The organism is Streptomyces sp. NPDC008313 (genome assembly GCF_042956125.1).
GTDB lineage: Bacteria > Actinomycetota > Actinomycetes > Streptomycetales > Streptomycetaceae > Streptomyces.
On record NZ_JBIBFR010000027.1, the window covers coordinates 44,742 to 58,233 of the forward strand.

Sequence of the window (13,492 nt, forward strand, 5' to 3'; positions counted from 1 at the left end):
TGCGACGTCGCGTTCCCGGCGTCGCACCCGCACCCACGGTCTGTGCCCCGCCCTCGCGAACGGCGAGAGCGGGGCACGGTGCGCGACGAGCAAGGCCGGGGCGGGGAGGGGCCCCGGCCCGCTAACCCGGCCGGCCCCCGGCCGCGAGGCGCCGCTTGTCGGGCTTCCCGGCGGCCGTGAGGGGCACCTCGTCGATGAGGGTGAGCCGGGTCGGCGCGCAGGCCTCACCCAGGTCCGCCGTCACCAGCGCGCGCAGGTCGCCGAGGTCCGGGACGTGCCCTGCGGCGGGTACGACGAAGGCGTGGACGGCCTCGCCCGTACTGTCGTCGGGCACCGCGACGACGTAGGCCTCGGCCACCGAGGGATGGCGGGCGAGCAGCCTCTCGACGGGTCCGGCGTAGTGCACGTTGGCGTTGACGATGATCACGTCACGGATCCGGCCTGTGAGCCACAGCCGGCCCGACGCGTCGAGACGGCCGAGGTCGCGGGTGCGCACCCACCCGTCGGTGAACACCTCCGCCGTGCGGGTGGGTTCCCGCCAGTAGCCGGAGCCCTGGGACGGGGTGCGGACGAAGATCTCGCCGTCGGTGCCGGACGGGACCGGGCGGCCGGAGGGGTCGCGGATCTCCAGGTCGACGGGCGGTACTCCGAGGGAGCCCGCGGGCTCCTCCGGGGTGGCCATGGAGATCATGCCGGTCTCGGTCTGGCCGTAGCCGTGGAAGACGACCGGGCCGAGCACCTCGGCGGCCTCCCGCAGCCGTCCCGGCTCCAGCGGCGATCCCGACACCATCAGCGCCCGCAGACCGCCGAGGTCCACCGGCGACTCGCGCTGATCCGCCACGAGCCTGGTCAGCCGGGCCACCGTGATGACGCTCGCGGTCGCCCGGTGCCGCACCAGGGCGTCGGGGAAGACCGGCGGGCCGGCGGTGACGAGGGTGCCGCCCGCGGCGAGTGCGAGCAGCCCGTACTCCATCATCACCTGGCTGGCCAGGGTGCCGAACACCAGGAACCGCTGCAGGCGTCCGGCGAGTTCCCGGACGGCGGGCGGCCAGGCGTCCGGCCGGTGCGCCCAGCCCGCGGTCATCGCCGCGTAGGTCTGGGCGCACGCCTTGGGCACGCCGGTGCTGCCGCTGGTGTGCAGGAGCCGGGCGATGTCCTCGGGCCGCGCCAGAACCCGCGGCCGGACGCCGTCGTCCGCAGCCGACAGCAGCTCGTCGAGCGCGAGGACGGGCCCGGCTCCCCGGGCGCCGGGGCCGTCGGGCCGGTCGGTGACCCTTGTCCCGACGTCCCGCAGCAGATGCTCCCGCTGAGCGTCCGTCAGGCCGGGCCGTACGCCGACGACGCGGGCCCCGACGACGTGCGCGGCGATGATCGCGGCGAACGCCCCGGGGCCGACCTCCAGCAGCATGGCGACGCCGTCACCGGGCCCGACCCCGTGCTTGCGCAGGCCGCGCACCGCACGTCGCACCATGCCGAGGAGCCCGGCTCCCGTGACCTCCTGACCGGCGTGCTCGAACACGGTGCGCTCGCCCGCCGCGTCGAGGAGGTCGAGCACGGGGCCGGGGAACTGCTCAGCCAAGGCTTGCCCGCACAAAGGCGATGAGCGGCTGCCGGTGGACCGCCGGCAGGTTCCACTCGTTCTCGAGGTTCTCCGCCAGGTGGTGGGTCCCGGCGAGCACGCCGTCCCGGTAGTGGCGGACGACGGGATGGAGGTAGGTGGACTCCTCGGCGTGCTCGACGTCGTTCTCGAGGACGCGCGGGACATTCACGTCGAACGGGTCGGCGTGGTCGTGGTCGATTCCGTACTCCAGGTCGACGACGAACCGGTGCGGGGCGGGCCCGAGACCGCCGTCGGCGACGTAGTCGAGCGGCACCTCCTCCTGGTACACGGCCCGGTCGCCGTCCACCCCGACCACGTCGCCGAGGAAGGCGAACTGCTGCCACAGGCCCGACGAGCGGTTGACCCGGCCGATGACGGCGTCGGCGATCGCCTCCGGCGTCGGGGCGAGCGTCCGGGCCGGCCAGGGTGTGTCGAGGTGACGGGCGCTCAGCATGCGGTGCAGAGCACGCACCGCGTAGCGGAAACCGTGGATGAAGCCGTTGGTGGACTTCTTGAAGTCCCGTTGCTGCGTCAGGGTTCCGGCGAAGTAGAGGTCCGGCACGTTGACCGACTCGAAGGACGAGGTCTGCTCCGGGAACCGGTCCTTGATGACGAGCGCCGGGCGGCAGGTCTCGTCGAAGACGGACGCGTCGAAGCGGAAGCCGGTGCACGCGATGATCCGGTCGTAGTGCAGTTCGCGCAGCGGTTCCTCGGTCCGGGCGTAGCGGAGCATCACCCGGAAGCCGCCGCCGTCGGCCTTCTCGATGCTTTCCACGGTGCCGTCGAGGACCGCGTTCTGCGACTTGAGCTGGTAGGTGTCCAGGAAGTTGTTGTTCACCGCGCGCAGATGCCCGAGGTAGTGGGTCTTCCAGGCGAGTTTGACCGAGTGCGGTCCTGCGAGGTGGATGACCGCGGCCTTCTCGATGAGGCCGTCGGCGGTCTCGAACGCGGAGTTCCCCTTGCCGATGATCAGTACGCGCTGGTTGGTGAAGGACGCCGGGTCGATGTCGAAGGTGTCGTAGCGTTCGGCGAGTTCGAAGCCCGGGACGGGCGGCTCGTAGAGCCGGGAGATGCCGGTCGCCATGACGAGCCGCCGGGCCTGCCAGGTGCGCCCGTCGCCGTCGAGCACGGTGAAGACGCCGTCCGCGCGGGAGACCTGGACGACCTCGGTCCCGTACTCGACGCGTACGCCGGTGCGGGCCGCGAAGTCGGCCAGGTAGCGCACGAAGTCGTCCGCCGGTGGGAAGTAGCGTTCGCTGTACCGGGTGAAGAGCAGTTCCGGGTCGTCGCCGAGCAGCGAGTTCCAGTCCATGCGCAGGTTGAGTTCCGGGTCCGTGAAACCCGTGTTCACCTTGTTGGTCGATATCAGCTGCCGATGGCGGGGATACCGGGTGAAGAACGTCCCCGGTCCGCTCCCCCGCTCCAGGACGACGTAGTCGCGCCCGTCGCGTTCCAGCAGAGCGGCGAGTTGAAGTCCGGCCGGTCCGGCCCCGACGATGAGATAGTCGCGCACCATGCGCCGGACGCTAGCGACGCGAAATCAGAGAGCTCTGAGACTCGGCGGCCGCCACCGCGCTGCCGGACCCGGACCGGTGAGCGGCCGGGAGGCCGCCGAGCCGGCCGTCATGAGCCCGCCGCACCCTCGCTCCTGCGCCGCCGGGCCGCCCAGACGGCGGCCGCCGCACCGGTCGCGGCGATTCCCGCCCCGATCGCGAGCGGCAGAGCGGTGGACGACTTCTCGTCCTCGCCGGCGGCCGTGCCGGCGGGTTTTGCCGCGACGGACGGCGTGGTGGTGCCTTCCCCGGCGGCCGGCTTCGGGGTGCCGCTGGACTCGTCGGCTGCCGGCCCCGCCTCGGGGTCGATGACGAGCACGGGTGCGGGGGACTCCGGTTCCTCGTCGCCCTTCTGCTCCTGGTTCCACGTGGCGATCGTGCCGTTGGAGTAGGTCTGCTCCGTGTCGAAGGTGAGGGAGCGCTGGTCCGGAACGGGTCCGACCCTCACCTTGAAGGTCCGGCTGGCGGCCGGTTTGATCTCGTGCCCCGCCTCCGCGGTCCAGGACACCTGCGCGTTCTTCCCGGCGGCCCCGGGGACGGTCTTCTCGGTCCATCCGTCGATCTCGGGCACCGAGGTGACCGAGATCTCCGAGGGGACCTCGACCACGACGCGTACCGTGCCGGCGTCGGCCAGTTCACTGGGGACGCGGAACCCGAGCGTGGCGGGCTCGCCGGGGATGACGTCGCCGATGATCCGGACATGCGCAGCGGCGGGTGATGCCAGGAGCAGGAGGGCTCCCGCCGCTCGGTACCGGGTCGGTTCGGGTCAGTACCGGATCGGTTCGGGTCGGTACCGGGTCGGATCGGGTCCGTCTGGTCCGGTACCGGGTCGGGTCGGTGCCGGGATCAGCAGCAGTCGCAGTACAGGAGGTCGGCGGTCTTCGCCGCGTGGCCGTGCATGCTGCCCTGGGTGTTGAAGGCCGCCTTCTGGACCGGGGTCGCCTCGCCCTTGACCTCGATGGAGACGCTCTCGCCGTCGAAGGCGCTGAAGGAGAGCGCCATGGGGGTCTTGCCGTTCTTGTCCGTGGGGAAGGAGCGCAGGGGTGTCTTCCTGCCGTCGCCGTCCACGGCGTACGCCTGGTAGACGGTGTCCGGCTTGAGTCCGCGTGCCTGCAGCTGGATCATGTCCAGGCCGCTGACCGGGCGGACGGTGGCCTCCAGGACGCGGCCCTTCACCGGGTCGAGGGTGTCTCCGGCGGAGCCGTCCGGCAGGGTGGTGGGAACGTTGTGGGCCTGCTGGCCGAGTCCCTGGCGGCCGAGGTTGGCGGCGCTGCCGGGCGAGGCGACCCGGGCGGCGTAGACGATGGCCTGCGGCTCCTGGCCGATCGCGATGGTGTCGATCACCTTGTGGGTGGCCGTGTCGATGACGTCCACCCCGTCGGACTTCTCCAGTCCGACGTACATGCGCGAGCCGTCCGCGCTGGCCCAGGCGCCGTGCGGTGCGTGACCGTGGTTCTTGATCTTGGTGATGAGCTCGGGAGCACCGTTCGTGCGGCGGTAGACCCAGGTCTCGTCCAGCCCGCCCATCGTCAGGTAGACGAACTTCCCCTCGCGGGTGTCGGCGAACTGCGGGTGGTTGGTGTCGGGCCCGGTGGTGAGCACCGTGACGACCTTGTGGTGGACGAGGTCCACGACGGAGATCATGCCGTCGCGCTTGTGGGAGACCCACAGCCGCTTGCCGTCGGGGGAGATCGCCTGGTCGGAGGAGAACGAGGCACCGAGGCCGGTGATGGGGCTCGCGGCCTTGCGGGAGCGCACGTCGATGACGGCGACCTCGGACTTGCTGGTGAAGTTGACGTACGCGTGCTTGCCGTCCGGGCTCATGAGGACCTTCGACGGTCCCTCGCCGACCCGCACCGTGGCGATGACGCCGCCGTGCACGGCGTCGACGACGGAGACGGTGTCACGGCCCCGGTTGGCGACCCAGAACTGTTTGCCGTCGGCGGTGAAGCTGCCCTCGTGGGCGGCCCGGCCGACGTCGGTGGTGCTGAGGACCTCGTTGGTCCTCGTGTCGATCATGTGGACGGTGTTGCTCGTCACGCTCACCACGGCGAGGCGCCGCTGGTCCGGCGAGACCGCCAGACCGTGCACCCCGGCGTCGCCGCTGTACTGCGGGCTGAAGACGCTGCCCACCCGCTGGTCCCCCAGCGCGATCGTCCCCAGCGTCCTGTTCGTGGACGGGTCGATCACCGAGACCGTGTTGGACGACTGGTCGGCGGTGTAGAGACGGTCCCGGCCCGAGACCGGGACCGGACGCTGACGGGAGGCGGCGTCGGCCCGGGTGGCGGCCGTGGGGCCGGCCTGCGCCATGGACGTGGCGGCCACCCCTCCGCCCACCACTCCCAAAGTGGCGACCAGCATCCAGGTGGCACGGCGCGCAGAAAGCATTCTTGTCTCCCATGAGGGTGTTTCGGGGTGTGCGGAATCCACCCGACCGCCCCTGTGGGCCGGGCGTCGGGAAGTCGGTGCGGCGGCTGTCAGCCGGTGGTGGACGGCGCCACGGGAACCCGGGTCACGACTCGTCCGTCCTCGTCCTCGACGATGAGGGCGGTGATGGTGTCCTTGCGCATGGCGGTGACCATGCGGGTGTCGACCGGTCCGTCGTTCGCGGCCCGTACGGTGCCGCCGGCGAGGCGTGTGCCCTCGGCGTTGACGGTCATCATGCGGTAGGTCTTCCCCGCCTCCAGCCCCGACAGGGCGACAGGGACCTCGGTGCCCCCGGGCCGTTCCACCATCCCGCCGTCGCGGACGAGCACGACGGCCGTAGCAGGAGGTGCCTGGTCCTCGTCCAGCGTGAGCGGGACGACGACCGCGGCCGCCGTGACAAAACCCGCCGCCACGCCCAGGGCGATCCGCCGGCCGTACCGGGGCCGCGGCCGGGGCCGGTCGTCGGCCCGCGCTCCGGCCACCTCACGGCGGATGCGATCGCCCAGGTCCTCCGAGGGACTCTCGGGCGTGCCGAGGAGGCGCGTGTCGATCCAGCCGGCGAGCGGGTCCGCCCGCCGCAGTGTCCGCACCACGTCGTCGGTCTCGACCGCCTCGCGGGCACAGTCCGGGCACTCTTCGAGATGCCGGGACAGTTCCTCCGGCAGCGGTGCTCCGCGCATCCGGAGCTCGGTCAGCAGCGGGCGCGAGCGGAAGCATTCCTCGTTCATGACGCGAGCCACCCGTTCTCTTCGAGGATGAGCCGCAGGGAACGCACGCCGTAGTACAGGCGGCTGCGCATGGTGGACGCCGGAACACCCAGTTCCTCGCCCAGTTCGGCGCAGGTACGACCGCCGAAGTACACCTCCACCACCGCCTCCCTGTGCTGCGGGCTCAGACGTTCCAGTGCCTCCCCGAGCTGGATCCGCTCGAGAAGCTGATCAACGGAGTCGAACGCCGAGGACGTCTCGGTCACGGCGTCCCACGACGAGCACCCCGGTCCCTCGCGGACCCTGCGCCGCCGCATGGCGTCCACCACCGCGTTCCGGGCGATGGCGAACAGCCAGGTCCGCAGGCTGCCCTGCTGGGGATCGAAGCCGCGGGGAGAGCGCCAGGCGCGGACGAACGTCTCCTGCACCACGTCCTCGGCGAGCTGCCGGTCGTCCAGTGCCTTGACGGCGAACCCGAGGAGTTCGCCGCCGTAGAGCTCGTAGGCCGCCCGCACCTCGCGCTCGGTCCGCAGTCCGGCGGGCTCCGGGGCGTTCGCCTCGGGCCGTCCGCGCAACCACCGCAGAGGACCGCCGCTCACCGCCACGGCTGTCCGTGTCCCATTCCGCGCCTCACTGCCATGGTGCTTTCCATTCCCGGAGACGACGTGTTCATCAGGGGATACGCAACCCCCTCCGCGTGTGTTGAACGACCGGAGAAGAATCGTCGCCGGCGCGCCGGCCCGTCTCCTTCCACGGCGAACCGGCCGGTCGGAGACGCCCTGAGCTTTGCGTGCGCCGGGGACCGGCCGGACGGTGTGCTGCGTGGGCGGCGTCCTCGTCCCGGTCCCTCAGCGGACGGCCCGCGGCCGGCCCGGCTCGTGCGCGGGCTGTCGCCGCGGACGGGCGGCGACCGGCCCGAGTACCTACGCCGTTTGAGTACCGGCACTCAGGCGGCCGTCCTGACCGGCTCGTAGCGTCCAGGCCATGCACACAGACCACTCTGCTCACGGGCCGGCGCGCCGGGCGGGCATCACCGCCGTCGCCTCCTTCCTGCCGGAGCGCGCGGTGACGTCCCGGCAGGTGGAGGAGCGGATAGCCGCGGCCTCCGGGCTGTCCCTGCCCGCTCGCATGCTCGAACGGGCCACCGGCATCGTCTCGCGCCGGGCGGCCGCACCGGACGAGTACGCCTCGACGCTCGCCGTACGGGCGGCCCGCACCGCGCTCGACCGGGCCGGACTCACCCCGTACGACGTGGATCTGCTGATCTTCGCCTCCGCCACACGGGACGTGGCCGAACCGGCGACCGCGCACATCGTCCAGGCCGGGCTCGGCTCCCGGGCGCACGCGCTGGATGTGACCAACGCCTGCAACAGCTTCGTCAACGGCATCGACACGGCACGCGCGATGATCCTCGCCGGCCGTGCCCGCCGGGCCCTGGTCGTCACCGGGGAGACCCCGAGCCGCGCGGTGCGGCACGAGCCGTCCGGGCCCGACCAGCTCCGGGAGGGGTTCGCCGGCTACACCTTCGGCGACGCGGGGGCCGCGGTCGTGCTGGAGGCGGTCGGACGGGGCGGCATCCTCGACGTCGACACCGAGACCCACTCCGAGCACTGGCCGGTCGGCGGCATCCTCGGCGGCGGTTCGCGCCACCCCCGAGGGGACGAGCACACGTACTTCCACGGGGACGGCGGCCGGCTGCGCGAGGTGTTCGAGAAGGTCGGCACGTCGGTGCTCGACCGGATGCGGCAGCGCACCGGACTGGCGTGGGACGACTTCCGGCACATCCTGGTGCACCAGGTCACCGTGCCGTACCTGGAGCGGTTCGTGGAGCTCACCGGCGTACCCCGGGACCGGCTCGTCGTCACGGTCCCCGAGCTCGGGAACATGGCCAGCGCCACGCTCGGCGTGCAGCTCGACCGCGTCCACGAGGGGCTGCGCGCCGGCGACCGGGTCCTGTTCGTGGGCCTGGGCGGCGGCGTCAGCATCATGACGATGGTCTGGGAGAAGGCGTGACCTCCCTGTGGGTGGTGGTGCCCGCGCACCAGGAGGCGAAGCGGATCGGCGCCACACTGGACGCGCTCGCGGCCCAGCGCGACCGCGACTTCACCCTCGTCGTCGTGGACAACGCCTCCAGCGACGGCACCGCGGCGGTCGCCCACGACTTCGCCCGCTGGGCGCCCTTCCCCGTCCACGTGCTCAGCGAGCCGGAGAAGGGCGTGGGCTGCGCGGTGGACACCGGCTTCCGGTACGCGATCGGGCACGGCGCCACGCTGCTGGCCCGCACCGACGCGGACAGCCTGCCGCACCCCGGCTGGATCGCCGGCGCCCGCGGCGCCCTGCGGCACGGCGCGGGCCTGGTGTGCGGGCGCATCGACGCGCGCCGCGACGAGCACGGACCGCTCGGGCGGGCCGCCTTCCGCGCGCTGGTCCGCGTCGCCGCCCTCTTCGGCCGGATACGCCCGGCCCACCACCGCCGCCACGGCTACCTCGCCCCCTACCGGATGCACGCCGGCAACAACATGGCCATCACCGCGTCGCTCTACGAGGCCGCCGGCGGGATGCCGCGCCGCCCCTCCCCCACCGACCGGCTCTTCCTCAACCGGGTGCGCCGCCGCACCACCGCCATCGTCCACGCCCGCGACATGGTCGTGGAGAACTCCACCCGCCGGATCGGCGCCTACGGCCTCGTCGGCACCGCCCGCTGGTACCTCGACAAGGGGCCCGGCCGTCACGGGGAGGACCCGCGCTGATGCTCGACACCCTCGCCCACACCCTGCGACGCCACCCCGGCCGGCCCGCTCTCCTCGGCACCACCCGGACCGGGGCCGTACGCACCAGAACCACCTGCGGAGAACTGGCCGACCTCGCCGACGACTACGCCACGGCCCTCCACGCACGCGGCGTCGCGCACGGCGCCACCGTCGGCGTCGCCGTACGGCCCGGTCCACGCGCTCTCGCGCTGATGCTGGCCCTGCACCGGCTCGGGGCGTGCGCCGCCGTGCTCGACCCGGGTGCCGGACCGGACGTGCTGCGCGCCCGGCTCGCCCTGGCCCGCCCCGACCTGGTCCTGGCCGACGCCGCCGCCCAGGCGGTCGCCGGCTGGGCCCGGCCGCTCGCCCGCCGGGCCCGTCTCGCCCTGCCGGACCTCGCCGAGCTGGGGCCGGTGGCCACGGTCGGGCCCCGGCTGCCCGGCTGCGCCCCGGCTCTCGGCTCCGGTGTCCGGGGCGTGCCGCTGCCGCCTCCGGTGGACGGGGACGGCGACGCGGTCATCGTGTTCACCTCGGGCACCACCGCGCGGCCCCGTGCGGTGGTGCACACCCGTTCCTCGCTCGCCGCCGGCATGGCGACGGTGGCCGGACTGGTGCGCCCCGAGGCCGGGCTGCCCGTCCTCGGCGGCACCTTCTTCGTCCTCGTACCGTCCCTGGCGAGCGGGGCGCCGGTCGCGCTGCCCGCCCGTTCCGCGCGCGTGCTGTCCCGGCAACTGCGTCGCCTCGCCCCGCAGGCCACTTATCTGACTCCGCCGCAGATCAGGCGGCTGCTCGCGGAGGGCGGCCGCTTCCGGGGGCGCGTGTGGACAGGATCGGCTCCCGCGAGCGCCGGGCTGCTCACCCGCGTCAAGCGCGCGGGCGCCGACGAGGCGTGGGGCGTCTACGCGTTGACCGAGCTGTTCCCGGCGGCGGCGGTCGAGCAGGCCGACAAGGCCGCCTTCACCGGGGAGGGAGACCTGGCCGGCGTCCCCCTTCCCGGGGTGGCGGCCAAGACCGACGCGTCCGGTGAGCTGCTGCTGTCGGGCCCCGCCGCCCGGGACCGCTACCTGGGCGAGGACCCCGACCCGTGGGTCGCCACCGGGGACCGGGCACGCCTCGACGGCGGCCGGATCGTGCTGGAGGGCCGCCGCAAGGACATGATCCTGCGGCATGCGGAGAACATCTACCCGGGGCTGTACGAACCCGCGCTGCACGTACCGGGCGTCGAACTGGCCCTGCTCGTGGGCGTACCGGCCGGTGACGGCGACGAGCGCCTGGTCGCCGTCGTCCAGCCGAGCCCCGGGGCGGACCGTGACGTACTGCGGGCCGTACTGGAGGGGCCGCTGGAGCGCATGGGTGCCGCCCGGCCGGACGGGGTGCTGCTCGCCGGCATCCCCCTGTCCGGCCGCTCCCTGAAGCCCGACCGCGCCGCCACCGCACGCCTCGCCGCCCGGCACCTGGCCGCCGGGAACCTGGCCGACGGGAACCGCGGATGACCGCGTCCGGCGGCGTGCCGTCGCTGTGGGCCGTGGTGCCCGCCTACAACGAGGAGGCGGGGATAGGGGCGACGCTCACCGCGCTCGGCTCCCAGACCGACACCGGCTTCGTCCTCGTCGTCGTCGATAACGCCTCCACCGACGCGACCGCCGCCGTCGTACGCCGCTTCGCCTCCACCGCGCCGTTCCCGGTGCACCTCGTCCGCGAGGAGGAACGGGGCACCGGTGCCGCCGCCGACACCGGTTTCCGGTACGCGGTCGCGCACGGCGCCGCACTGCTCGTGCGCACGGACGCCGACTGCCTGCCCGCCGCCGACTGGATCGCCGCGGCGCGCGCGGAGTTCGCGCGCGGGACGCAGCTGGCCTGCGGCCGCAGCCTCCCGCGGCGGGACGAGCGCCCCTCACCCGCCGAGCGGTACCTGTTCCCGGCCGCCGTCAGGGCGGCCGCGGTGTACGGGCGCTGGCGCAGGGAGCACCGGCACCCGCGCTTCCGCGCGCCCTACGTGCTCTGCCACGGCCACAACCTCGCCATCACGGCCGCGCTCTACCTGCGCTGCGGTGGTACGCCCCGCACCCCGTTGGAGGGGCCTCCCGAGGACGTCGCCCTCCTCAACCGGGCGCGCGAGCACAGCGACCGGATCGCCCGGGCCGAGCGGATGGTGGTGCACACCAGTCTGCGCCGGCTGCGAGCCTGGGGCGCCCGCCGCACCCTGCTGTGGTGCTGGGACCGCCGCTACCGGCCCGCCGACCCGAAGCAGGTGCACGTCAGATGACCACGGTTCCCGCCACCTCCGCCGCCCCGGCCGCGTCCGCGCTCCGCGCCGCCCGGCGCCGCGACCGGCGTGTGTACACCCGTTCCCACCCCGTGCTGTTCGCCCTCCTCGCCGCCACCCGCCGCCGCGCGGTCACCCGCTTCGGCTCAGCGGTGCTGGTGCACGGCACCGAGCCCTACCGGCGGGCCCTCACCCGTGTCCCGCTGGACCGCGCCGCAGCGGGCACCACCGGCGGGGCCGCCCGGGAACTGTCCACGGGCGACACCCTTTTCGACCAGGAGGGCACCGGACACCGCGCCACCCGGCGTGCCGTCGCGGGCGATCTCGGCGCGGCCGGAGTGGAGCGGCTTCGCCCGGTGTGGCAGGACGTCCTGGCCCGCGGCCTCGCCCCGCTCGGCGCGGGCCGCGACGTCGACCTCGTCCCCCTGGCCCGCGAACTGGCCGGCGCCACCGTCCGCGCCCTGCTGGGCGCCACCGGCGACCCCGGCAGCATCGCCTCGGCTGCCGCCGAGGCGGCGGCCGCCGCCGTACGCGACCACCTGCCCGGACCCCGGCCGCCGGGCAGCACACGCGCGGCCGCCGCGGCGACGGCACGGCTGGAGACGCTGCTCGCCCCGGCCTCCGGCGAGGCGAGGGAGGCCGGGGGGACTGACGCCGGGGCGACGGGGGCTGGGGCGACGGAGGCCGGGGCGACGGAGGCCGGGGCGACGGAGGCCGGGGCGACGGAGGCCGGGGCGACGGATCCGGCCCTGCGGGCCGTGCTCGCGGTCGCCGCCGTCAACACCACCGTCTCGGCCCTCCCCCGCGCCGCCGCCTGGTGCGCCGACGCCGGACTCTGGGAACAGGCGGCCGACGACCGGCTGCGCCCGGCACTGGTGGACGAACTGCTGCGGGTGATCGCCCCCTCTCCGCTCCTGCCGCGTGTGGCGGCGGCCGACGCCGACCTGGACGGCTGCCCGGTACGAGCCGGGGACCGCCTGGTCCTGGTGGCACGCCACGCCGCGCGGGCCCACGACCAGCCACCGGACGCCCGTCACCCGGCCACCGCCGCCGTCGCCCAGCTCGTCTTCGGCGCGGGCGCCCACGCCTGCCCCGGTGCCCGGCTGGCCCGCGCCCAGCTCGACGACGCGCTCGCCGCGCTCGCCGCCCACCGCCCCGCCGTGCTGCGCGCCCGCGTGGACCGGGGCGCCGCCCTGCCGGGCTGGCGCTGCCTCACCGTCCGGGCGGCCGACGCCCGTCGATCCCCGGAGGACCGATGACCACGATCGCCGTCACAGGGGCGAGCGGCTTCTGCGGCTCGCACGTCGCCACCACGGCCGTCGCCCGCGGCGCCGACGTCCTGTGCGTCGGACGGCGCCCCGGGCCGGTCGGCCGGCACATCCCCTGGGACGCCGCGCGTGACGTGCCGGACCTGTCCGGCGCCGACCTCGTGGTGCACTGCGCGGCGGCCGTCGGTGATCCGGTGCCCGGCTCCCCGGCCGAGGCAGACCTGCACGCCGTCAACGTCGACGGCACGGCCCGGCTGCTGGAGGCGGCCGCCGGACGGCCTGTGGTGTGGGTGAGCAGCGCCAGCGTCTACGCACCCGGCCCAGGGCGCTCCCGCGTCACCGAGGACCACCCGGTGCACGGCCACCTGAACGCGTACGGCCGCACCAAGGCCGCCGGCGAGGCGCTGGCGCTCGCCGCGGGCGCCGTGGTGCTGCGGCCCCGGGCCGTCTACGGCACCGGGGACCCGCACCTGGTGCCCCGGCTGCTGTCCCGTGTCCGCCGCGGACGGCTGATGCTGCCGGGGCCCAGCCTCCGCCTCAGCCTGACCGCCGTCGAGAACCTCGCCGACGCCTGCCTGCTGGCCGCCCGCTGGCCGCCGGGCGCGTACAACATCGCCGACCCGGTGCCGTACGACCGGGACGAGGCGGTCAGGACGGTCCTGGGCGCCCACGGCGTACGGGCGCGCATCGGCCACATCCCGCTGCCGGCGGCCCATGCGGCGGCTGCCGCCGTCCAGGCACTGGCCCGGCTCCGCCCCCACGCGCGGCCGCCGTTCACCCGCTACGCCGTCGACCAGCTGGCCCACTCCGTGGTTCTGGACGTGGCCAGGGCCGAGTCCCGCGGGTGGGTGGCGGGCCGCACGCTCACGGACTACGCGACCGCCCTGCGGACCGGGTGAACCGCCGTGGCACGACGGGGCG

Annotated in this window: 12 protein-coding genes; 6 read left to right on the plus strand and 6 right to left on the minus strand. The window is 74.4% G+C overall.

Annotated elements, in window-relative coordinates; translation table 11 throughout:
* Positions 1–121 precede the first annotated feature (121 nt).
* The 6 genes from ACFY93_RS29170 to ACFY93_RS29195 all read right to left on the minus strand — a co-directional run bounded on the left by ACFY93_RS29170 (position 122) and on the right by ACFY93_RS29195 (position 6,886).
* Positions 122–1,579, minus strand: a complete 1,458-nt coding sequence (locus tag ACFY93_RS29170) for an AMP-binding protein (protein WP_391364484.1) — start codon at positions 1,577–1,579, stop codon at positions 122–124.
* Entirely contained in the window at positions 1,572–3,116 is a 1,545-nt protein-coding gene (locus ACFY93_RS29175) for an NAD(P)-binding domain-containing protein (RefSeq protein WP_391364486.1), read from the minus strand. Before ACFY93_RS29175 ends, ACFY93_RS29170 begins: the two co-directional genes overlap by 8 nt.
* A 107-nt stretch (positions 3,117–3,223) precedes the next feature.
* Positions 3,224–3,883, minus strand: coding sequence for a DUF1775 domain-containing protein (locus ACFY93_RS29180; protein WP_391364595.1), 660 nt, complete (start codon positions 3,881–3,883; stop codon positions 3,224–3,226).
* 116 nt (positions 3,884–3,999) lie between these two features.
* Positions 4,000–5,541, minus strand: a complete 1,542-nt coding sequence (locus tag ACFY93_RS29185) for a beta-propeller fold lactonase family protein (RefSeq protein WP_391364488.1) — start codon at positions 5,539–5,541, stop codon at positions 4,000–4,002.
* A gap of 89 nt (positions 5,542–5,630) precedes the next feature.
* Entirely contained in the window at positions 5,631–6,308 is a 678-nt protein-coding gene (locus ACFY93_RS29190) for a hypothetical protein (protein WP_391364490.1), read from the minus strand.
* Positions 6,305–6,886, minus strand: coding sequence for a sigma-70 family RNA polymerase sigma factor (locus ACFY93_RS29195; protein WP_391364492.1), 582 nt, complete (start codon positions 6,884–6,886; stop codon positions 6,305–6,307). Before ACFY93_RS29195 ends, ACFY93_RS29190 begins: the two co-directional genes overlap by 4 nt.
* A 385-nt stretch (positions 6,887–7,271) precedes the next feature.
* Between ACFY93_RS29195 and ACFY93_RS29200 the strand changes: the two genes are divergently transcribed.
* Genes ACFY93_RS29200 through ACFY93_RS29225 form a run of 6 tightly spaced genes read left to right on the plus strand, consistent with a single transcriptional unit; the run spans position 7,272 to position 13,470 of the window.
* Entirely contained in the window at positions 7,272–8,300 is a 1,029-nt protein-coding gene (locus tag ACFY93_RS29200; protein WP_391364494.1) for a 3-oxoacyl-[acyl-carrier-protein] synthase III C-terminal domain-containing protein, read from the plus strand.
* Positions 8,297–9,037 (plus strand): glycosyltransferase, encoded by a 741-nt coding sequence (locus ACFY93_RS29205; protein WP_391364496.1) that lies wholly within the window; start codon positions 8,297–8,299, stop codon positions 9,035–9,037. The genes ACFY93_RS29200 and ACFY93_RS29205 overlap by 4 nt, the downstream gene beginning before the upstream one ends.
* Entirely contained in the window at positions 9,037–10,530 is a 1,494-nt protein-coding gene (locus tag ACFY93_RS29210) for an AMP-binding protein (protein ID WP_391364498.1), read from the plus strand. Before ACFY93_RS29205 ends, ACFY93_RS29210 begins: the two co-directional genes overlap by 1 nt.
* Entirely contained in the window at positions 10,527–11,303 is a 777-nt protein-coding gene (locus ACFY93_RS29215; protein WP_391364499.1) for a glycosyltransferase, read from the plus strand. Before ACFY93_RS29210 ends, ACFY93_RS29215 begins: the two co-directional genes overlap by 4 nt.
* Entirely contained in the window at positions 11,300–12,562 is a 1,263-nt protein-coding gene (locus ACFY93_RS29220; RefSeq protein ID WP_391364501.1) for a cytochrome P450, read from the plus strand. The genes ACFY93_RS29215 and ACFY93_RS29220 overlap by 4 nt, the downstream gene beginning before the upstream one ends.
* A complete protein-coding gene (locus tag ACFY93_RS29225; RefSeq protein WP_391364503.1) occupies positions 12,559–13,470 on the plus strand; it encodes an NAD-dependent epimerase/dehydratase family protein in 912 nt (303 codons plus the stop codon). Before ACFY93_RS29220 ends, ACFY93_RS29225 begins: the two co-directional genes overlap by 4 nt.
* The last annotated feature ends 22 nt before the right edge of the window (positions 13,471–13,492 follow it).